At 69.0% G+C, this 19,518-nt stretch carries 19 protein-coding genes and 1 pseudogene; 6 read left to right on the forward strand and 14 right to left on the reverse strand.

Annotated features, from left to right (window positions below; translation table 11 throughout):
- From G6N35_RS15465 to G6N35_RS15475, 3 genes are all read left to right on the forward strand, one after another.
- On the forward strand, positions 1-303 hold the full coding sequence (locus G6N35_RS15465; protein WP_163805046.1) for a DUF1416 domain-containing protein: 303 nt from the start codon (positions 1-3) through the stop codon (positions 301-303).
- 179 nt (positions 304-482) lie between these two features.
- On the forward strand, positions 483-1,130 hold the full coding sequence (locus tag G6N35_RS15470; RefSeq protein ID WP_163805047.1) for a heme-binding beta-barrel domain-containing protein: 648 nt from the start codon (positions 483-485) through the stop codon (positions 1,128-1,130).
- The gene (locus G6N35_RS15475) at positions 1,130-1,414 is read left to right on the forward strand and encodes a hypothetical protein (RefSeq protein ID WP_163805048.1); all 285 of its coding nucleotides are present in this window, start codon (positions 1,130-1,132) and stop codon (positions 1,412-1,414) included. Before G6N35_RS15470 ends, G6N35_RS15475 begins: the two co-directional genes overlap by 1 nt.
- A 1-nt stretch (position 1,415) precedes the next feature.
- Here G6N35_RS15475 and G6N35_RS15480 read toward each other — a convergent pair whose 3' ends face one another.
- The 4 genes from G6N35_RS15480 to G6N35_RS15495 form a co-directional block, all read right to left on the reverse strand.
- Positions 1,416-2,162 carry an amino acid ABC transporter ATP-binding protein gene (locus G6N35_RS15480; protein ID WP_163805049.1) on the reverse strand — a complete coding sequence of 249 codons (747 nt, stop codon included), beginning with the start codon at positions 2,160-2,162 and terminating at the stop codon, positions 1,416-1,418.
- Positions 2,159-2,986, reverse strand: coding sequence for an amino acid ABC transporter permease (locus G6N35_RS15485; protein WP_197748428.1), 828 nt, complete (start codon positions 2,984-2,986; stop codon positions 2,159-2,161). The genes G6N35_RS15480 and G6N35_RS15485 overlap by 4 nt, the downstream gene beginning before the upstream one ends.
- Complete coding sequence (locus tag G6N35_RS15490) at positions 2,983-3,837, reverse strand: ABC transporter substrate-binding protein (protein ID WP_163805051.1); 855 nt, start codon at positions 3,835-3,837, stop codon at positions 2,983-2,985. The genes G6N35_RS15485 and G6N35_RS15490 overlap by 4 nt, the downstream gene beginning before the upstream one ends.
- Before the next feature lie 312 nt (positions 3,838-4,149).
- Entirely contained in the window at positions 4,150-5,019 is an 870-nt protein-coding gene (locus G6N35_RS15495; RefSeq protein ID WP_163807704.1) for an aminodeoxychorismate lyase, read from the reverse strand.
- Between the two features lie 65 nt (positions 5,020-5,084).
- On the opposite strand from G6N35_RS15495, the gene ygfZ reads away from it, so the two are divergent.
- Positions 5,085-6,158, forward strand: coding sequence for a CAF17-like 4Fe-4S cluster assembly/insertion protein YgfZ (gene ygfZ, locus G6N35_RS15500; RefSeq protein ID WP_163805052.1), 1,074 nt, complete (start codon positions 5,085-5,087; stop codon positions 6,156-6,158).
- Positions 6,159-6,294: 136 nt separating this feature from the next.
- Entirely contained in the window at positions 6,295-6,480 is a 186-nt protein-coding gene (locus G6N35_RS15505; RefSeq protein WP_163805053.1) for a DUF3073 domain-containing protein, read from the forward strand.
- A 17-nt stretch (positions 6,481-6,497) separates the two neighbouring features.
- Here the strand turns inward: G6N35_RS15505 and purM are convergent, their stop codons facing one another.
- Genes purM through G6N35_RS15520 form a run of 3 tightly spaced genes read right to left on the reverse strand, consistent with a single transcriptional unit; the run spans position 6,498 to position 9,923 of the window.
- A complete protein-coding gene (gene purM, locus G6N35_RS15510) occupies positions 6,498-7,568 on the reverse strand; it encodes a phosphoribosylformylglycinamidine cyclo-ligase (RefSeq protein ID WP_163805054.1) in 1,071 nt (356 codons plus the stop codon).
- A 46-nt stretch (positions 7,569-7,614) separates the two neighbouring features.
- Positions 7,615-8,232 (reverse strand): DUF2461 domain-containing protein, encoded by a 618-nt coding sequence (locus G6N35_RS15515; protein ID WP_163805055.1) that lies wholly within the window; start codon positions 8,230-8,232, stop codon positions 7,615-7,617.
- A gap of 20 nt (positions 8,233-8,252) precedes the next feature.
- Positions 8,253-9,923: an amidohydrolase gene (locus G6N35_RS15520; RefSeq protein WP_163805056.1), complete on the reverse strand. Its 1,671-nt coding sequence runs from the start codon at positions 9,921-9,923 to the stop codon at positions 8,253-8,255.
- Between the two features lie 109 nt (positions 9,924-10,032).
- Here G6N35_RS15520 and G6N35_RS15525 point away from each other — a divergent pair, with 109 nt between their 5' ends.
- Complete coding sequence (locus G6N35_RS15525) at positions 10,033-11,355, forward strand: SDR family oxidoreductase (protein ID WP_163805057.1); 1,323 nt, start codon at positions 10,033-10,035, stop codon at positions 11,353-11,355.
- A 1-nt stretch (position 11,356) separates the two neighbouring features.
- Here G6N35_RS15525 and purF read toward each other — a convergent pair whose 3' ends face one another.
- From purF to G6N35_RS15560, 7 genes and pseudogenes are all read right to left on the reverse strand, one after another.
- Entirely contained in the window at positions 11,357-12,907 is a 1,551-nt protein-coding gene (gene purF / locus G6N35_RS15530; RefSeq protein WP_407664553.1) for an amidophosphoribosyltransferase, read from the reverse strand.
- A gap of 96 nt (positions 12,908-13,003) precedes the next feature.
- The gene (locus tag G6N35_RS15535; protein WP_163805058.1) at positions 13,004-13,393 is read right to left on the reverse strand and encodes a sterol carrier family protein; all 390 of its coding nucleotides are present in this window, start codon (positions 13,391-13,393) and stop codon (positions 13,004-13,006) included.
- Positions 13,390-13,971 carry an Rv0804 family intramembrane glutamic endopeptidase gene (locus G6N35_RS15540; protein WP_163805059.1) on the reverse strand — a complete coding sequence of 194 codons (582 nt, stop codon included), beginning with the start codon at positions 13,969-13,971 and terminating at the stop codon, positions 13,390-13,392. Before G6N35_RS15540 ends, G6N35_RS15535 begins: the two co-directional genes overlap by 4 nt.
- Positions 13,968-15,764: an alpha/beta hydrolase gene (locus G6N35_RS15545; RefSeq protein ID WP_163805060.1), complete on the reverse strand. Its 1,797-nt coding sequence runs from the start codon at positions 15,762-15,764 to the stop codon at positions 13,968-13,970. The genes G6N35_RS15540 and G6N35_RS15545 overlap by 4 nt, the downstream gene beginning before the upstream one ends.
- Entirely contained in the window at positions 15,761-18,058 is a 2,298-nt protein-coding gene (purL, locus tag G6N35_RS15550) for a phosphoribosylformylglycinamidine synthase subunit PurL (protein ID WP_163805061.1), read from the reverse strand. The genes G6N35_RS15545 and purL overlap by 4 nt, the downstream gene beginning before the upstream one ends.
- A gap of 19 nt (positions 18,059-18,077) precedes the next feature.
- Positions 18,078-18,218, reverse strand: a pseudogene (locus G6N35_RS15555) (VOC family protein); the annotation flags it as partial.
- Positions 18,219-18,253: 35 nt separating this feature from the next.
- Positions 18,254-19,465: a cation:proton antiporter domain-containing protein gene (locus tag G6N35_RS15560; RefSeq protein ID WP_246224622.1), complete on the reverse strand. Its 1,212-nt coding sequence runs from the start codon at positions 19,463-19,465 to the stop codon at positions 18,254-18,256.
- Positions 19,466-19,518: the final 53 nt, after the last annotated feature.

Below are 19,518 nucleotides of genomic sequence, written 5' to 3' on the forward strand. Positions count from 1 at the left end.
ATGTGCTCTGCACCGAAACAAGGACAGAACCTGCCCGCAGGCGTCGACCTGGAGAAGGAGACGGTGATCACCGGTCGCGTCGTCGATGGCACCGGCCAGACCGTGGGCGGCGCCTTCGTGCGTCTGCTGGACTCCAGCGACGAGTTCACCGCTGAGGTCGTCGCCTCGGCCACCGGTGACTTCCGGTTCTTCGCCGCCCCCGGCACCTGGAAGGTGCGGGCGCTGTCGAAGCTGGGCAACGGTGACGTGACCGTCGCCCCCACCGGCGCCGGCATCCACGAAGTCGACATCAAGGTCGCCTGAGCCGGTCACCGGCTCACGCTGACGTATCGCTGACAGGGCTCGGGTGGCGACGCCGCCCGAGCCCTGCGCGGTTAGACTCTCATCGTGGTTCTTTTCTACGAGATCCTTCTGGTTTCCACCGTCGTGCTGATCACCTGGTTCGCGCTCTATGCGCTGTACCGACTGATCACCGACGAGTCGTGACCTCTGACGACATCGCCGGCAGCGGTGATCGGGCGGTCGCCGCGGCAGTCGAGCGCGCCAAGGAGACGGCGGGACGCAACATCCCGGCGTTCGACGACCTTCCGATGCCCGCCGACACCGCCAACCTGCGCCAGGGTGCCGATCTGCACGACGCGCTGCTCGCGCTGCTCCCGCTGATCGGGGTGTGGCGCGGCGAAGGCGAGGGCCGCGGAGCAACCGGCGACTACCGGTTCGGTCAGCAGATCGTCGTGTCCCACGACGGCGGCGACTACCTGAACTGGGAAGCACGCTCCTGGCGGCTCGACGAAGAGGGCGCCTACCACTCCCCCGGCCTGCGCGAAACCGGCTTCTGGCGGTTCGTCACCGACCCCGAGGACCCGGCCGAGTCACAGGCCATCGAGCTGCTGCTGGCCCACTCGGCCGGCTACGTGGAGCTGTTCTACGGGCAGCCCCGCACCCAGTCCTCCTGGGAGCTGGTGACCGACGCGCTGGCCCGCAGCAAGTCCGGCGTTCTCGTCGGTGGCGCCAAGCGGCTCTACGGCATCGTCGAGAACGGCGACCTGGCCTATGTCGAGGAGCGGGTCGATGCCGACGGCGGGCTCGTGCCCCACTTGTCGGCCCGGCTGACGCGATACATCGGCTGATGCGGCGACTGCTCATCGGTGCGGCTGCCGCGGCCGCACTGCTTTCCGGATGTTCGTCGAGCCCCACCCCGTCGGGCCCGCCCACCACCATCAGCCCGGCTCCGACCGAGGCCACCATCACTCCCGCCGAGCACGGTTCGCTGGCGCACTGCCTCGCCCAGCACGGCGTCGATGAGTCCGGCGGCTCGGTGGTCCTGGGCCCGCCGCCCGGCGTGGACCAGAAGACCTGGAACGACGCGATGAAGGCGTGCTCGACGCTGGGCCCCGGCCCGGCCGGCTCCTGAACTAGTCGCCCCTGACCCCGGTCACCCGGCGCAGGAACTGCTGGGTCCGTTCCTGCTGAGGGTTGGTCAAAACCTGTTCGGCGGAACCGGATTCGATGATTCGGCCACCGTCGAGGAAGCACACGGTGTTGGCGACCTGGCGGGCGAACCCCATCTCGTGGGTGGCCATCACGATGGTGCGCCCGGCCGCCGCCAGTTCACCGACCAGATCCAGCACCTCGCCGACCAGTTCGGGGTCCAGGGCGCTGGTGATCTCGTCGAGCAGCAGTAGCCGGGGGTCATAGGCCAGCGCCCGGGCGATGGCAACCCGCTGCTGCTGGCCGCCGGACAGCTTGTCCGGGTAGGCGTCGGCCTTGTCGGCCAACCCGACCCGGGCCAGCAGGTCGCGGCCGCGCTCCTCGGCTTCGCGGCGGTCCCGGCGATGCACCACCCGCGGCGCGAGGGTGACGTTGTCGAGGACCTTCATGTGCGGGAACAAGTTGAACGACTGGAAGACCATGCCCATCGGCCGGCGGGCCGTGTCGGCGTTGACGCGCGGGTCGCTGATGTCGCGGCCGTCGAGGAAGATCTGCCCGTCGTCGATATCCTCGAGCAGATCCACACAGCGCAACAACGTGGACTTGCCCGATCCAGACGCGCCGATCAGCACCACCACCTCATGCTCGGCGACGTCGAGGTCCACGCCGTCGAGAACGGTGCGTTCGCCGTAGCTCTTGACCAGTCCACGGACCGACAGAACGTTGGTCACAACGCACCCTGCCGCGTCGCCGCGCGACGGGTCGCCCAATCGGCCAGCCGCGCCGAAGGCACCGCCAGTGCCACGAACAGCAGCCCGGCCACCACGTAGGGGGTGAAGTTGTAGCTCGTGGCGGCCTGGATCTGCGCGGCGCGCACCGCGTCGACCGCCCCGAGGACCGAGATCAGCCCGCAGTCCTTCTGCAGGGCGACGAAATCGTTGAGCAACGCCGGGGTGACCCGACGGGCCGCCTGGGGCAGCACCACCAGACGCATGGTCCTGCGGTAGTTCAGCCCCAGCGACTTGGCCGCCGCGAGCTGAGACGGGTGCACCGACTCAATGCCGGCCCGGAAGACCTCCGCGACGTAGGCGGAGTAGACCAGCACCAGCGCGAGTCCGCCCAGCAGCACCGGGTTGTTGGGTACGCCGGCCAGCCGCAGACCGGGCAACCCGAACCCGACGAGATACAGGCAGATGATCAGCGGCAGGCCGCGGAACAGGTCGACGTAGCCGGTGGCCATTGCCCGGACCGGAAACCACACCGGGCCGCGCAGGGTGCGCACCGCGGCCAGGCCTAGTCCGAAGGTCAGGATCAGGATCTGGCAGACCACCAGCACCCGGACGTTGAGCCACAGCCCGTCGAGCACCGCAGGCAGGCTGTCCCAGCCGATGCGCAGGTTGAAGAACGAATCGCGCACCCGGGGCCAGCCGGGCGACGACGTCGTGGCCACCACCGCGAGCGCGGCGAAGACCAGCGTGGACACCAGCGCGACGAGTGTGGACCGGCGCGCCCGCGACCGTCGATATGCCTGGCGTTCGACGGCCAGTGCGGTCACTTCAGTACCGGCGCACTGCCGGCTTCGGCCAGCCACTGCTGCTGCAGTTTGGCCAGCGTGCCGTCTCCGCGCAGGGCGTCAACCGCACCCGACACGCAGGACGTCAGCTTGCTGCCCTTGTCCAGCACGATCCCGAACTGCTCGGGTTTGTCTGTGCCGGAAGGCAATTGGCCGACGATGAAGCCGTCGGTCAGCTCGCTCTGCACCTCGAAGGCGGTCGGCAGGTCGAGCACCAACGCGTCGATCTGGCCGTTGACCAGCGCCGCCTTGGCGTCGTCGTTGTTGTTGTACACCGAGATCGGGGCCTTGACGTTCAGCGCCTTGGCGGCGTTGTAGCTGGTCGTCCCGACCTGAGCACCGAGGCGCAGATCGCGCAGGCCGTCCAGGCTGGTGACCTTGGCGGCGGGCGAGGACTTGATGGTCACCACCGCCTGGGTCACGTCGTAATAGGGCGAGGAGAAGTCGACGGCGTTCTTGCGCTCCTCGGTGATCGAGAACTCGTTGAGGTTGGCGTCGAAGGTCTTGGGTCCCGGTGCGATCGCCGCGTTGAACGGCACCCGCACCCAGGTCACGTCCTTGGCGTCGTAACCGAGCTTGCCGGCCACTGCGTAGGCCACCGCGGATTCAAAGCCCTTGCCGTTGGCCGGGTTGTCGTCGACGAACCACGGCGGGTAGGCGGGCTGGTCGGTACCGAAGGTCAGGACACCGGCCTTCAACGTGGGCAGCGAGGCCTTGTCGCACTTGTCACTGCCGCTTGCCGTGCTGGACTTCTCGTCGGCGGGGGCGCACCCCGCCAGCGCCAGCAGTGCCGTCGACGCTGCGACGGTGATCATGACCAACCCTTTACGCATGGGCGGCATCATCGCGCACTGCGGGCCGCGGCGCCAGAAATCGGATCAGTGCGTTTCGCCCGACGGGCGCAGAGATGGGGCGGCCCCCGAGCCGTCAATCCTGGTCGGACTCAACCAGGGGCTCGGGGGCCGGGTAGCTGCCTGGAATTCGCCAGCGCGCTCAGGGCGCAGGTGATTCCGGCACCTGGCGCTGCTAGCGGGCAGCCACCTCACATGTCCAAGAATTCCTACTCAATGTTCCGGACCACCTCCTTCCCTGTGTACGGCCGACCGTACCCGCGCAGAAGGCGCCGTGCCAACAGTTTTTCGCGCTCAGCGATCGCTGAGGATCGCGGCGTCGACGAGTTCGGACATCTCGGCCGCCAGCGGCGCCGGCGCGAGCAGCCGACCGTCGAGCGTGTGCACCCGCGCCGCCAGCGTGATGCTGGAGACCAGCCAAACGCCCTGGGCTGCAAAGAGGTCGGCCGGGCGCAGCGCCCGGTAGTCGCAGTCGTAGCCCTTGTCCCGGGCCACCTCGAACAGTGCCTGCTGGGTGGTGCCGCGCAGGATCGGGTACCACGGCGGCGGGGTGTAGAGGCAGGTGTGCCCCGGGGAGTCCGCGCTGTCGGCGGCGATCACCACCGTGGATCGCGGGCCCTCGAGGATGAAGCCGTCGGTGCTGACAAAGATCACGTCACCGGCGTCCCTGGCGGCCGCGTGCCGCAGTGCGGCCATGTTAACCGCGTAGGACAACGTCTTGGCCCCGGCCACCAGCCACGGCATCTCGTCGACACCGGAGGCTGGAAGTCCCCGGTCGAGCAGCACCGCGGCCAGGCCGCCGCGCCGGGTCTCGCCGACCCGGTCCGGCAGCGGGTTCACCGTCAGATAGGCGGTCGGCGTCGACCCGCTCTCCCGGCCCCGGCTGTAGACCAGCCGCAGCGCACCTTCCTCGGCGGTGACGGCCGCCCACTGGCCGACCGCCACCTCGATGGCGGACCGCCAGTCGGCAGGCTCGGGCGCGGGCAGCTCCATCATCCTGGCCGACTGCACCAGCCGCCGTAGGTGCGCATCGACCAGGCAGGCCCGCCCGTCACGCACCAGCAGGGTCTCGAAGACGCCGTCACCGCGGACCGCGGCGAGGTCGTCGGCGAAGAGCAGGGGCTGGGCCGGGTCGTGCACCTCGCCGTCGAGCGTGACGACCACCGACGGACGGTCGGGCATTCCGGGCATGGAGCCAGATCGTACTGGCAGGCTCGTAGAGTTGATATGTGTCAGCTGTCCCCGCCCCCGCCAACTCCCCCGACGCCGGCGCGGTCTGGCATTTCGGTGACCCGCTCGGCGAACAACGCACCGCCGAACACGAGGCCGTCGTCGTCGACCGCTCCCACCGTGCCGTCATCACCCTGACCGGAGCCGACCGGCGCAGCTGGCTGCATTCCATCTCGTCGCAGCACGTCAGCGACATGCCCGACGGCACGGTCACCGAGAACCTGAGCCTCGACGGCCAGGGCCGTGTCGAGGATCACTGGATTCAGACCGAGCTGGACGGAGTCACCTACCTCGATACCGAACCCTGGCGCGGTGAGCCGTTGCTGACCTACCTCACCCGGATGGTGTTCTGGTCCGAGGTGACACCGGTCGCCGCTGACATCGCGGTGCTGTCGTTGCTTGGGCCGGCATTGGACAGCCCGGCCGTGCACGAGGTGCTCGGGGTGGACCGGCTGCCCGCCGAAGGCACCGCGGTGGCACTGCCGGCAGGTGGGCTGGTGCGCCGGCTGCCGGCCGCGGCTACCGAACTTGACCTGCTGGTTCCCCGGGCCGACAAGGACGCGTGGCTGGCCCGGCTGGCTGCGGCCGGGGTGCGGCAGGCCGGTGTGTGGGCGTATGAGGCGCACCGCGTCGCCGCACAGCGCCCCCGGCTGGGGGTGGACACCGACGAGCGGACGATCCCGCACGAGGTGGGCTGGATCGGCAGTGCCGTCCACCTGGACAAGGGTTGCTACCGCGGGCAGGAGACCGTCGCACGGGTGCACAACCTTGGCAAACCGCCGCGCATGCTGGTCCTGGTTCAGCTGGACGGTTCCGGTGAGCGACCGGCCGCGGGTGATCCGCTGCTGGCCGGCGGGCGCACCGTCGGCCGGCTGGGCACCGTCGTCGACCACATAGACCACGGGCCGATCGCGTTGGCGCTGCTCAAGCGGGGTATCCCGGCCGACACCCCGTTGACCACCGGTGGCGAGCACCAGGTCGCCGCCGAGATCGATCCGGATTCGCTGCCGCCGGCGGACGAGGTGGGTGCCGGGCGGCTGGCCGTCGAGCGGCTGCGGGGCGGCCACACCTGATGTTCACGGTCGGCCGACCGGGCCTGCCAGCAGATCGCCGCGGGGCACGGTAAAGTGTTGGCAGGACAATAACCAACACACAGATCGGAGCCGCCTGATTTCGGGCCGCTCCGTTATTGCGCGAGGGGGTTCCCCCATGGGCCGCGGCCGGGCTAAGGCGAAGCAGACCAAGGTTGCTCGAGAGCTGAAATACAGCTCTCCGCAAATCGATGTCGATCGGCTCCGTAAGGAGCTGGCCGGTTCGGGCGCGAGCGAACCCGAGAAGTCCGACAACGGGTTCGGTGAGGACCCGTGGAACGACGAGGACGACTGGCGGCGCTGAGCCGCCTTCCCTCTTTTCTAGAACCGTGGGTGCTGGCCCACGAGCGTCGCTCGTGGGCCGTCTTTCCCCTTGGCGACCGTTCCCAGCGTCCAGCACGTCAGGTGCCGGGCGGTGAGGATGGCCAGCGCGCGGTCGGTGTCCTCCGGCGCGACGACGGCCACCATGCCGACGCCCATGTTGAACGTCTTCTCCATCTCGGCGCGGTCGATCCGGCCACGCTGGGCGATCATGGTGAAAACCGGTGCAGGCGTCCAGGTTCCACGGTCGAGTTCGGCCACCAGGCCGTGCGGCATGACGCGCTCGAGGTTGCCCGCGAGTCCGCCTCCGGTGACGTGGCAGAACGTCCGGACCTGGGTTTCGGCGGCCAGCGCCAGACAGTCCTTGGCGTAGATGCGGGTCGGCTCGAGCAGCTCCTCGCCCAGGGTGCGGCCGAACTCCTCGACGTGGCCGGCCAGGTTCATCCGGTCGATGTCGAGCAGGACCTTGCGGGCCAGTGAATAGCCGTTGGAGTGCAGTCCGGAGGAGCCCATCGCGATGATGACGTCGCCGGGGCGGACCCGGTCCGGGCCCAGCACGTCGTCAGCCTCCACCACGCCCACACCGGTGGCCGAGATGTCGTAGTGATCGGGCTCCATCAAACCGGGGTGTTCGGCGGTCTCGCCGCCCAGCAGGGCGCAGCCGGCCAGCACACAGCCCTCGGCGATGCCAGAGACGATCGCGGCGACCCGCTCGGGGACGGTGCGGCCCACGGCGATGTAGTCCTGCAGGAACAGCGGCTCGGCTCCGCACACCACCAGGTCGTCGACCACCATGGCGACCAGGTCCAGGCCGACGGTGTCGTGCTTGTCCATTGCCTGCGCGACCGCCAGCTTGGTGCCCACGCCGTCGGTGGAGGCCGCGAGCAGCGGCTCACGGTAGCCGCCACGCAGCGCGAACAGGCCGGCGAACCCGCCCAAACCACCGCGCACCTCGGGCCTGCTGGCCCGCTTGGCCAGCGGTTTGAACAGCTCGACCGCGCGGTCACCGGCCTCGATGTCAACCCCGGCCGATGCGTAGGAAATCTGGTTGTCTTCCTCGCGATCAGTCATCGGGCATAAGGCTACCGCCCGCCGGGCGCAGCCGTGACGTGCCGGGTCACCGAACGTGGCGGGCGATCCAGTCGTTCAGCGGCACTCCGGCGCGCAGCGTAGTGAGCACCCGGTCCTTGGCCTTCTTGGTGCCCAGCCACGCCCCCACCGGCCAGGTCTTCATCATCGCGATGCCCTTGTGCCGGAGCAGGTCGATCCGGGGATGGTCGATCGGGAAGCCCTTCGGTGCGGTCTTGAGCACGTCGTGCGCCATGATGTCGTAGCCCGCGGCGCGCAGGTCGGTGACGATCGCGACGAGCTCGGCGCCGGACTTCGGTGTGTCGACGGCCTCGCGATAGCGCGCCAGCGTCTTCGGGTCGGGCATGTAGAGCCCGCCACCGACGGACAGACCGTCGGCCGAGAAGGACACATAGCCCGAGCCGACGGTGGCTGCGCAGTTGGTCTTGTAGGGCGTCTTGTCGGCGCTGAACCGGACGTCGCGGTAGGGGCGGAAGATCTTGCCCGGGCCGAACTCCTCGGCCAGTTCGGCCAACAGCTCCTCCATCGGCGCCTTCACGTGACGGTCGTAGACCGCCTTGTGGTCGGTCCAGTAGACCTTGGAGTTGTCAGCTTCCAGACCCTCGTAGAACTCCACGGCCTCGATGGGCCAGCCCGCAAACGCCATGGCACACATTGTGGATCGAATCAGCGCCCATCGTGGGTGATCCGGCCGTCCATCATCGTCAACACCACCGGGACGTCATGGATGTCGTGCGGATCCACCCGGAACAGGTCCGCGCCGAGGATGGTGAGATCAGCGGCCTTGCCTGTGGTCACCGTGCCGGTGCGATGGTCCAGCCGCAACTGGTAGGCACCGTTGGCGGTGTAGCCGCGCAGTGCGTCGTGCAGCCCGATGCGCTGACGGGCCACCAGTGGCACATCGTCGGGGTGGCCGGGCCGCTGCCGGGTCAGCAGCGCTTCGATCTGGATCAGCGGCGGCCCTTCGTGGATGTCGACCGCCGGGATATCGCTGCCGTAGGTCACGACCGCGCCGGAGCGCACCAGATCGCCGTACGGGAACAACCGCTCCTGCACCCGTTCGGCGCCCAGCATCCTGGTGTAGATGTCGCGGTACTGGCCGTTGTAGTCGGTTCCCCACAGCGGTGTGCAGTTGGCGATGACGCCCAGTTCGGCATAGCGGTTCAGATCAGCCGGATCGACCATCGAATTGTGCGCGATCACGTGCCTGCTGTTCTCCCGCCCGCGCCGTCGCCGCACCGACTCGTAGGCGTCCAGGACCACCCGCGCCGAGCCGTCGGCGTCAATGTGGATGTGCATATCGAAGCCGGCGGCCTGCACCGCCTCGATCTGGGCCTCGATGTGGTCGGCCGGAAACGTCATCGCACCGAGGTCGTCGGCGGAATGCCCGCAGCACGGGGACAGCAGCAACGCTCCGCCGCTCATGAAGGTGCCGTCGGCCCACATCTTGCAGGTGCTGATCCGGACGTGCTCGGAGCGCAGGTCACGGTTCCAGTGGATCAGATCGTCGGTGATCGCGGATGGATCGTCGTTGGGGGTTCGGGTCCAGTAGGAGCCGGCCACCCTGACCGGCAAGGTCCCCGCGTGATCCTGGGCGATGAGGTCCTCGTAGATCCACCGGGCGTCCGCGCTCGCGGCACCGCTGGCCGCCCCTGCCTCGAAGTAGGCGGTCATCCCCCACGACGGCGCCTGCTGTAACGTAAGTTGTTGCGCGAGGCGGATATTGGGTACCGAGAACAGTCCTTGAGCCACGATGATCGGCATGTACGCGGCGGCCTCGACGGCATGGCCGGTCGGAGTGCCGTCGGCATCGCGGACGAAGTACTGCGCACCGGGGTCGGGATCGGGTGTCTGCGGCCCGATCCCGACCGCGCGCATGGCCGCGGTGTTGAACCACATGTCGTGGGCGTCGGCGGAGAACAGGTACATCGGACGGTCGCCGGTGATCTCGTCGAGCCACTCCCGGCGCGGCGAACGGTCCTCGAACGAGTCCGGCATCCAGCCGTGGCCGCGCAGTGCTGCGCCGCCGGGTTGAGCGGCCACCCAGTCGCGCACCGCAGCCAGGACGGTGTCGCGCCCCACGGCGCCGGAGAGGCTGACACCGAGCTTGGCCACCGCCATCGACGCCAGATGGTTGTGGGCGTCGATGAAGCCGGGAAGGCACATCCGGCCGTGCAGGTCGATCAGTTCGGTACTGGCGTCGACCAGTGCGTCAGCACCGTCGCGGGTACCGACATGCACCAGATCCGTCCCGCGCACGACGACGGCCTGCGCCCACGGCTGGACCGGGTCACCCGTCCAGATCGGTCCGTTGGTCACCAGGTAGGAATCCCCCATGGGGGCACCGTAGCGGCGCGGGTCTGGTTCTCGCTGGCATAACCGGCCCGGATCGGGGCAATCCAGATGCTCGTCGGCTCCGAATAAGAGGCGACGAGGGGAGTTGCGCGTGTCGGATGAGCAGACCCGGTGCCTGGTGACAGGCGCCACGGGCTACATCGGCGGCCGCCTGGTGCCGCGCCTGCTGGACAGCGGCTTCGCGGTGCGGGCCTTGGCCCGCACTCCGGAGAAGCTGGCCAACGTCCCGTGGCGTGGCACGGTCGAGGTGGCTCGCGGCGACCTCAACGACGCAGACTCCTTGGCGGCGGCGTTCGCCGATGTCGACGTCGTCTACTACCTGGTGCACTCGATGGGCTTCGAGAAGGACTTCGCCGCCGAGGAGCGCCGGGCCGCCCAGAACGTCGTCACCGCGGCCCGCGCCGCAGGGGTGCGCCGCATCGTCTACCTGAGCGGTCTGCATCCCGAAGGTGCCGATCTGTCAACACATTTGGCGTCCCGCACCACCGTCGGCGAGATTCTCATCGCCTCCGGGATCGAGACGATCGTGCTGCAGGCCGGAGTCGTGGTCGGCTCGGGTTCGGCCTCCTTCGAGATGATCCGGCACCTCACCGACCGGTTGCCGGTGATGACCACGCCGAAGTGGGTGCACAACAAGATCCAGCCCATCGCGATCCGCGACGTGTTGCACTATCTGGTCGCCGCCGCGACCGCCCCGGTACCGAAGTCGCGGGCCTGGGACATCGGCGGGCCCGACGTCCTGGAGTACGGCGACATGATGCAGATCTACGCCGAGGTCGCCGGGCTGGGCCGTCGCCGCATGCTGGTGTTGCCGGTGCTCACCCCGCGGATCGCCGCCCTCTGGGTGGGCCTGGTGACACCGATCCCGTCCGGGCTGGCCCGGCCGCTGGTGGAGTCGTTGCACTGCGATGCGGTGATGGACAACCACGACATCGACACGATCATCGCGCCGCCGGCCGGCGGCCTGACACCCTACCGCCGGTCGGTGTCGCTGGCGCTGGCGCGGATCACCCGCGGCGAAGTGGAGACCACGTGGAACACCGGCACCGCCGCCCAGCTGCCCACCGACCCGGCCTGGGCCGGCGAGGTCGTCTACACCGATACCCGGTCGCGGCACACCAGCGCCAGCCCGGACCGGCTGTGGAAGGCCGTCGAGAGCAGTGCACCGGATCGGTGGAGTGTCGAGGAACGTGACCCCGGAAAGGTGTTGCGCCTACGGGCCGCCAACACCGCACCCGGCGATCGCTGGCTGGAGATGAGGGTCAGCCCGGAGGGGGACGGCAGCCGCTACGAACAGCGGGCGATCTTCTATCCACGCGGTCTGTTGGGGCGGCTGTACTGGTATGCGGGCCGTCCGCTACAGGCGATGGCGCTGGACGCGCGGGTACGACGGGTGACTACCGCGGCGGTCTAGTTCAGGGCCGGCGCAGCGCTGAGACGTTGTCGTTGTCGGTCTGCAGCGGCTGACGCAGGCTGTCCGATTCCGTCAGCGGGATGCCGGTACGCGCGGCGGTCGCCAGCATGTGCTCGACGACGTTCTTGCCCAGCTGGGTCTCCCCGGGCAGCTCGATCGGGTAGGTGCCGTCGAAGCAGGCACAGCACAGCCGGGTGGCCGGCTGCTCGGTCGCCGCGATCATGCCCTGCTGCGAGATGTAGGCGAGGCTGTCGGCGCCGATCGCGTGGCGCACCGCCTCCAGCATCTCGCCCTCGTTGTCCACCGCGTTGGCGATCAGCTCTGCGGGGGTGGCGAAGTCGATGCCGTAGAAGCACGGCCATTTCACCGGCGGCGAGGCGATCCGCACGTGGACCTCGACGGCGCCGGCCTCGCGCAGCATCCTGATCAGGGCGCGCTGGGTGTTGCCGCGCACGATCGAATCGTCGACGACGATCAGCCGCTTACCGCGGATGACTTCCTTGAGCGGGTTGAGCTTGAGCCGGATACCGAGTTGGCGGATGGTCTGCGAGGGCTGGATGAACGTGCGCCCGACATAGGCGTTCTTCATCAGGCCCTGCCCGAACGGGATTCCGGACTCCTGGGCGTAGCCCACCGCGGCCGGGGTTCCCGACTCCGGAACACCGATCACCAGGTCCGCCTCGACCGGCTTCTCGCGGGCCAGCCGCCGGCCGATGTCGACGCGGGCAGCGTGCACCGACCGCCCCGCGAGGGTGCTGTCGGGGCGGGCGAGGTAGACGTACTCGAAGACGCAGCCCTTGGGCGTCGGGTTGGCGAACCGGCTGGAGCGAACCCCGTCGGCGTCGATCGCCAGCAGTTCGCCGGGTTCGATGTCGCGCACGAAGGAGGCGCCGACGATATCGAGGGCGGCGGTCTCGGAGGCGACGACCCAGCCCCGGTCGAGCCGGCCCAGCGACAGCGGACGCACCCCGAACGGATCCCGCGCCGCGTACAGCGTGTTCTCGTCCATGAAGGTCAGGCAGAACGCGCCGCGGACGGTCGGCAGCAGTTCGAGGGCGGCCTGCTCGATGCTCGAGTCCGCCGCGCCGTGTGCCAGCAGCGCTCCGAGGATGTCGGAGTCGGTGGTCGCTGCACCCGGCATGTTGGGGTTGATCAGGCCGGCATCCCGCGCGCGCCGGGCCAGCTCAGCGGTGTTGACCAGATTGCCGTTGTGCCCCAAGGCAACTCCGGTGCCGGCCGCGGTGTTACGGAAGACCGGCTGGGCGTTCTCCCAGGTGGTCGAGCCGGTGGTGGAGTAACGGCAGTGCCCGATGGCGACGTGGCCGTGCATGGCGGCCAGCGTCTGCTCGTCGAACACCTGACTGACCAGGCCGAGGTCCTTGAAGACCAGTACCTGGGATCCGTCGGCGACGGCGATACCCGCCGCCTCCTGGCCCCTGTGTTGTAGCGCATAGAGGCCGTAATACGTGAGTTTGGCAACATCTTCGCCCGGAGCCCAGACTCCAAAGACGCCGCACTCTTCGCGAGGCTCGTTTTCCAGTTGGCCGGTCACGATATGGGCTGCTCCCTGGCGGAGGTCGTTGACGTAAGTCAGTCTACGGTGATCGGAGCAAAACGCGGAATTGAACGCCGAGTGTCTGCCCCGCGATCAGTCGAGTTTCACCAACGGCAGGAAAGCGCCGACTTCCGTGGCGCGGGAACCGGACAGTCGCACCGTCCCATCGGTCGCCGCGTCGGGCAGCCCGAGCAGTCCGGTGACCAGCCGCAGCCAGCTTCGCGGGTCGGTCTCCACGACGTTGGGCGGGGTACCGCGGGTGTGCCGCGGACCCTCGATGCACTGCACCGCCGCGAACGGCGGGATGCGGACCTCGACGCTCGCGCCGGGCGCCACCGCCGCCAGGGTGCGGGCGGTCAGCCGGACCGCCGCCGCGATCGCGGCCCGCTCCGGCGTCTCGGCGTCCTGGTCGCGCAGCCAGGCGGCCACCGCCTGGACCGCGCCGCGGGTCGCTTCGGGGTCGGCGGTGCGGCGCGGGGTCATGTGCTCGAGTATCCCAAGCCTGAGGATTCCAACTGCCGGTGTCGGCCTCGCCGGGTCAGCAGGGCCGCCACGGCGCCCGCCTCGTTGATCGCCAGATGCGCCAGCATCGGGGCGAGCACACTGCCGGATCGCCGCCCCAGCCAGCCGAAGCCCAGGCCCGCCGCGCCGGTGACGACCACGGTGCCGAGTACCGGGTCACCCGCTGTGCGCGCATCGGGGATGTGCCAGAGCCCGAACGCCGCGGCCTGCAGCAGCCAACCGCCTGTCGGCCCGAAGGCTCGCGACGCCACGGCGGTCACGGCGCCGCGGAACAGGGTCTCCTCGAACCACACTGTGCCCACCGGGATGTCGAGTGCCAGCCAGCGTGCGGGAGCATCGGGAACGTCCCGTTCGCGCATGGCCACGCGCACCGCGGGCAGCGCGGTGCCGGCGGCCACCCCCGCCGACACCAGCCCCGCCGCCGCCGCTCCGTATCGCAGGCCCGCCCACAACGGCGGCGGTCGCAGTCCCAGCGGAGCACGAACCGTCGCCGCCAGCGCCGTCGCTGCCGCGGCGCGCAGCACCGGACGCCAGTTCATTGAAATTCCGGGCCGCCTGCCGCCATGGCCTTCTCCAGCCACCGGCGGATCCGCTCGGTGTCCTGGGCCGTCCACCCCGCGGGGGCGGCGACGGCGGCCCAGCCGTCGAGCTGGGCGTCACCGTAGTTGTGTCCGTGCCCGATCGGGGAGGCCTGCGAACTCGTCACGTTGCCGGCCATATCGGCGCTGACCTGCCAGAAGGTGATGATCGGATACCAGCGCATGCCCGCACTGCGGTCGAATCCTGGTGGCTCCCTGAGCCAATCGGGTTTGGCGAACAACAGGTCCGGTGTCCACCAGACCACCGGGTCCGACGGGTGCTGCAGGTAGAGCACGCGGGTGCCCTTCCATGGCGGGTCGGCGGCCACCTGCTGGATCTCGGCGGCCCCGGCGGCTTGGGCGAACCGAACGGTGCGGCCGTTGTCGTAGCGCGGCTGCACCTCGGGGGTCCCCGGGTCACGGCGGACGGTCAGTGCCTTCCACAGCGCGCTGGCATTGGGCGGCCCGATCCACAACACCGCGGAAAAGTCCATGTCGACGACGTCGGGAAGGTAGCCGAACGCCCCCTGCCCCGCCATCGAACCGAGACTTTCGCCGTACAGCACCAAGCGGGGCCGGCTGGCTGCCGGCCATTGCAGCCAACGTTGGTGGATGGCGTCGACCATGGCCCGGCCGGCCGCCACTGACTTCTGCTGGTCGGCGAGGAACGAGATCCAGCTGGGCAGGTAGGAGTACTGCATGGCGACCAGTGCGGTGTCGCCGTTGTACATCGCCTCGATGGCGCGCGCGGCCACCGGATCGACCCAGCCGGTACCGGTGGTCGGGATGATCACCAGCAGCTTGCGCTCGAAGGCCTTGGTGCGCTGCAGTTCGGACAGCAGGACCGCGACGCGCCCGTCGTCGGTGTCCGCGGACTGCAGTCCCGCGTAGATCCGGATGGGCTGCTTGGCCGGCCTGCCGTTCAGCTCGGTCAGTTCGGCGGCGGTGGGCCCGCTGCCGACGAAGTTACGTCCCTGGAACCCCAGGGTGTCCCATTTCACGAAAGATGCTGGGCTACCGGATCTTTCGGGGTTGACGGGCTGCTCGACACCGGGGCGGGTGGTGGCGTTCTGCGGCTGGAACACCGCACGGGCCCCACCGATGAACCCGCGCACCAGAACACCGTTGACCAGCGTGATGACCAGCACGACCACGATCGCGGTACCGATGAACATCGCCACCTCGTCGTTGATGTCCCAACGCCGGATCATGACCCGCGCGAGCAGCAGGATCGCATCCTTGACCACCCGCGCCGCGGCCACCAGCAGGCCGCCGGTCAGTGCGGCGACCACCGCGATGCGCAGATACCCCAGCGTCGCGGGGCCGTCGATTCCCATCACCGCGGCGATCTGGCGCTGCCAGGCCGCTGCGGGCACGACCATCCCGAGACTGGCCGCGATCGCGCCGACGACGGTGACACCCTTGAGGACATGGATCACCCGGGGGCTCGGCGGCCACCAGTCCCGGTGGGACAGGAACAACCGTCGAAAGACCTTGCCCAGCAACACCCCGAGGCCGTAACCGATCGCAGCGTTGATGCCACCGATGACGCCACCGGTAGCCCAGTCGCGCGGCAGCAGTGACGGGGTCAGCGACAGACAGAAGAACAGTGCCGCGAAGGCAATGCCGACGAAGTCGAGGCGGAGCAGGCTCCAGGCCCACGCCAGGAAGGACTCCCGGCGGCGACGCTGCGATGCCGACGCGACCGATGAGGCCCCGGCCTCACTCGTGACGTCGCCGACCGCACCGGTCATCCGAACAGCCCGGGCAACACTTTCTCGGAGGTGGTACGCAGCTCGTCGAGCGACACCGTGAAAAGTCCTTGTACTTCAACGGAATCCGAGCCGTTGTCCGACACCCCGATGCGGGTGATCGGCAGGTCCCGGGCTTCGCACATCGACCGGAACCGGCTCTCCTCGGTGCGCGGCACGGCGACCAGCGCCCGGCCCGCGGATTCGGAGAACAGGAACACGAAGGGGTCCGCGCCTTCGGGAAGCAGGATGCGGCAACCGGTTTCACCGGCCAGCGCGGCTTCCACCACCGCCTGGATCAGCCCGCCCTCGGACAGGTCGTGCGCCGCAGAGGCCAGGCCGTCGCGGGAAGCGGCCGTCAGCACCTCGGCCAGTAGTTTCTCGCGGCCCAGGTCCACCGCGGGCGGCACGCCACCGAGGTGATCACCAGTGACCTGCGCCCAGATCGAGCCGTCGAACTCGTCGCGGGTGTCGCCCAGCAGGAACAGGGTCTCGCCGGGCTCGTTGCCCAGACCGGTGGGCAGCCGCCTGCTGACATCGTCGAGCACGCCGAGCACACCGACCACCGGGGTGGGCAGGATGGCGGTGGAGCCGGTCTGGTTGTAGAAGCTGACGTTGCCGCCGGTGACCGGAATACCCAGGGCTGCACAGCCATCCGCCAGACCGCGGACGGCCTGGGCGAATTGCCACATGACACCCGGATCCTCCGGTGAGCCGAAGTTCAGGCAGTTGGTCACCGCGATCGGGGTGGCCCCGGTGACCGCGACATTGCGGTAGGCCTCGGCCAGCGCCAGCTGCGCGCCGGTGTAGGGGTCGAGCTGGGTGTAGCGCCCGGATGCGTCGGTGGACAATGCGATACCGCGGCCGGTGGTCTCGTCGATCCGCAGCACCCCGCCATCGGCGTGCTCGGCGAGCACCGTGTTACCGCGCACGTAGCGGTCGTACTGTTCGGTGATGAACGCCCGGCTGCACAGGTGCGGACTGCCGACCAGGGCCAGCAGCGTGGCGCGCAGTTCCTCGCCGGTGACCGGGCGCGCCAGCTTCGCCGAGGTGTCGGCGATCAGCGCGTCCTGCCAATCCGGCCGGGCCACCGGACGCTGATAGACCGGGCCCTCGTGGGCCACCGTGCGTGGCGGTACGTCGACCACGCATTGGCCATGCCAGCTGATCTGCAGCCGGTCACCGTCGGTGACCTCGCCGATCACCGTGGCCAGCACGTCCCATTTGCGGCACACCGCCATGAACGCCTCGACGTTCTCCGGGGCGACCACCGCACACATGCGTTCCTGCGATTCGCTCGACAGGATCTCCGCGGGCGACATGTTCGCCGCGCGCAGCGGCACCTTGTCCAGTTCGATCGCCATGCCACCGTCACCGGCTGACGCCAATTCCGATGTGGCACAGGATAATCCGGCACCACCGAGATCCTGGATGCCGATCACCAGGCCGGCCGAGTACAGCTCGAGACAGCACTCGATGAGCACCTTCTCCATGAACGGATCGCCCACCTGGACACTGGGCAGCTTCTTGCGACCCGGACCCGAGCCCTCGTCGCCGCCGAAGGTGTCCGACGCCAGCACCGAGACGCCGCCGATGCCGTCGAGTCCGGTGCGGGCCCCGAACAGGATGATCTTGTTGCCCGTGCCGGAGGCGAAGGCCAGATGCAGGTCCTCCTTGCGCAGCACGCCCACGCACAGCGCGTTGACCAGCGGGTTACCGGCATAGGACGGGTCGAACACCGTCTCACCGCCAATATTGGGCAGTCCCAGCGAGTTGCCGTAGCCGCCGACGCCGCGGACCACGCCGTCGAGCACCCGGCGGGTGTCGGGGGCGTCGGCCGCACCGAAGCGCAGCTGGTCCATCACCGCGACCGGGCGGGCACCCATCGCCATGATGTCGCGCACGATGCCACCGACGCCGGTGGCCGCACCCTGGTACGGCTCCACGTAGGACGGGTGGTTGTGCGACTCGACCTTGAAGGTGACCGCCCAGCCGTCGCCGATGTCCACCACGCCGGCGTTCTCACCGATACCGGCGAGCATCGCCGAGCGCATCTCCTCGGTGGTGGTCTCGCCGAAGTAGCGCAGATGCACCTTCGAGGACTTGTACGAGCAGTGCTCGCTCCACATCACCGAGTACATCGCCAGCTCGGCGTCGGTGGGTCTGCGGCCGAGGATCTCACGAATCCGCTGGTACTCGTCGTCCTTGAGACCGAGTTCGCGGAACGGCTGCGGGTTATCGGGGGTGGCCGCCGCATGTTCGACGGTATCGACTGCTCCAGTGAGCCCAGATGTCACGAGAACAGTCTAGTGAGGGTTATTCGGTGGCGGCGGTCACGCAGAACACGTTGCCCTCCGGGTCGGCCAGCACCACCCAGCTGAAGGCCTCCCCGAACGAGTGCCGGCCCGTCTCGGTGGCGCCGTGAGCGACCAGCCGCGCCACCTCGGCCTCGACGTCAGGCCGCGCCGGTGACAGGACCGCCGGAGCGCGGTTCATGAACCCGCGGTGACCTCGCGACCTGCCGAAGCGCGGGCCACCAGCACCGGCCCCACCAGACCGTGGATCAGCACACTGCCGAGCACCACGATGATCATGACGGTCAGCAACGTGTCAGCAGGGGCATCCGGCAAGACGGTGTAGGCCAACAGGCCTAGGGTGATGCTCGCCGTTCCGCGGGGACCGAGCCCCGCGATCAGGGACCGCTCCGGCCACGACAGCTCGGATTTCAGCAGGACCAGCGTGACCGGCACTCCCCGCACGACGATCAGCACGAGGATGCCGAAGATGACCTGGCTCAGCGCCGCACCGTCCTGGAGGACGTACCAGGCGACCGCGCCGAAGACGAACCACACCACGCTCGCGAGCAGGAAGGTGATGTCGTCGATGAACTCCTGTTCCCTGCTGTCGTCGACGTAGTTCCGCACGCCGTTGAAGGCGATACCGCACACGAAGGCCGCGACGAACCCGTTGCCGTGCAGACCGACGTTGACGGCGTAGGTGAGCACCGGTGCCCCGACCACCAGGTAGCGCCGCGACGCCTCGCTCATGAACCCGCGCCGGTCGGCGGCGTTGGCCACCCAGGCCAGTCCCGCACCGATGGCCAGGCCCAGTCCGATCGCGAGCCCGAGATGGGGCAGCCCCTCCCGCAACGCCGTCGCGACGCTCTCGGCCTTGGAGTGCTCACCGTCGGAGATCGCCAGCGCGAACAGGAACACCGGGGCGATCACGCCGTCGGAATAGCCTTCCTCGACATTGAACAGCTGGCGCACCCGCACCGAGATCCGATCGTCGTGCAGGAAGGACACCACCGGTGCGAAGTCGATCGGCACCACCACGCACGCCACCACCAGCAGCATGGGCCAGGACAGCCCCGGCAACAACCACAGTCCGAGAACCACCGCCAGGGCCAGGCTGATCGGCAGTGCCAGGAACAGCAATCGCATAGCGAGCTTGGTGTGGCCACCGAAGAGTCCGCCGCGGATATTGGCGGCGTGCTCGAAAAGCACTATGGCCAAGATGGTTTCAGCGATCGGTTCGATGACGTGTGCCGCGATCCCGGCGGCCAGCGCATCCTTGGTGAGAAATCCCACCAGCGCACCGGCGAACACGAGTGTCATCACCGGCGTGATGCGCAGCCGCTCCAACCGGCGAGCCACCAGCGACCAGACGATGATGATTGCGGCTAATCCGGCGACCGACCACATCACTGGGCGATTATCCCCTGTGCGGCATCGCGAGGCCAGGTGAAGCGCGCCGG

It is taken from the genome of Mycolicibacterium anyangense, from assembly GCF_010731855.1.
GTDB classification, from domain to species: Bacteria; Actinomycetota; Actinomycetes; order Mycobacteriales; family Mycobacteriaceae; genus Mycobacterium; species Mycobacterium anyangense.